The organism is Streptomyces sp. NPDC001270, from assembly GCF_042896695.1.
In the GTDB taxonomy this organism is placed as follows: domain Bacteria; phylum Actinomycetota; class Actinomycetes; order Streptomycetales; family Streptomycetaceae; genus Streptomyces.
On sequence record NZ_JBIAXM010000098.1, the window covers coordinates 1,394 to 2,577 of the forward strand.

1 protein-coding gene is annotated in these 1,184 nt (G+C 68.3%); it reads right to left on the minus strand.

The window, feature by feature from the left end; translation table 11 throughout:
• A partial coding sequence (locus ACFY2B_RS46120) for an alpha-amylase family glycosyl hydrolase (RefSeq protein WP_390769040.1) occupies positions 1–1,184 on the minus strand: 1,184 nt, incomplete at both ends.

The window sequence follows — 1,184 nt, forward strand, 5'->3', positions numbered from 1 at the left end:
GGCGCCGGCGGATGGTGTTGAGGTGGGTGATGAGGGGGGCGATGGTGCGTCCTTCGCGGGTGGCGGTGGTCCAGTCGCGGGGTTTGAGCTGGTATTTCTCGGAGTCGAGGTATTCCTCGCTGCCTTCGTGCAGGGGGGTGTTCTCGCAGAGTTCGTAGCCGCTGTAGATGCCCCAGGTGGGGGAGAGGGTGGCGGCGAGGACGGCGCGGGTCTCGAAGGCGGGGCGGCCGCCGTGCTGGAGGTAGGCGTGGAGGATGTCGGGGGTGTTGGCGAAGAGGTTGGGGCGGAGGTAGGCGGCGGTTTCGCCGGTGAGTTCGGTGAGGTGTTCGGTGAGTTCTGTTTTGGTGTTGCGCCAGGTGAAGTAGGTGTAGGACTGCTGGAAGCCGATCTGGGCGAGGGTGTGCATCATGGCGGGGCGGGTGAAGGCTTCGGCGAGGAAGATGACGTCGGGGTCGGTGGTGTTGATGTCGGTGATGATGTGTTCCCAGAAGACGGCGGGTTTGGTGTGGGGGTTGTCGACGCGGAAGATGCGGACGCCGCAGGCCATCCAGTGGCGGAGGATGCGGAGGGTTTCGGTGGTGAGGCCGGTCATGTCGGTGTCGAAGGCGATGGGGTAGATGTCCTGGTATTTCTTGGGGGGGTTCTCGGCGTGGGCGATGGTGCCGTCGGGGCGGTGGTGGAACCAGTGGGGGTGTTTGTCGACCCAGGGGTGGTCGGGGGAGCACTGGAGGGCGAAGTCGAGGGCGATTTCGAGGCCGAGCCGGTGGGCGTGGGTGATGAAGTGGCGGAAGTCGTCGAGGGTGCCGAGGCGGGGGTCGATGGTGTCGTGGCCGCCGTGGGGGGAGCCGATGGCCCAGGGGACGCCGACGTCGTCGGGGTGGGCGGTGAGGGTGTTGTTGCGGCCTTTGCGGTGGGTGGTGCCGATGGGGTGGACGGGGGGGAGGTAGACGACGTCGAAGCCCATGGCGGCGATGGCGTCGAGGCGGTGGGTGGCGGTGCGCAGGGTGCCGTGGGGGTGCTGGGGGGTGCCTTCGGAGCGGGGGAAGAATTCGTACCAGGAGCCGTACAGGGCGCGTTCGCGTTCCACGAGGAGGGGCAGCGGGTCGGAGGCGGTGACCAGTTCCCGTAGCGGGTGGCGGGCCAGGACCTCGTCCACCTCCGGCGCCAGCGCCGCCCCCAGCCGC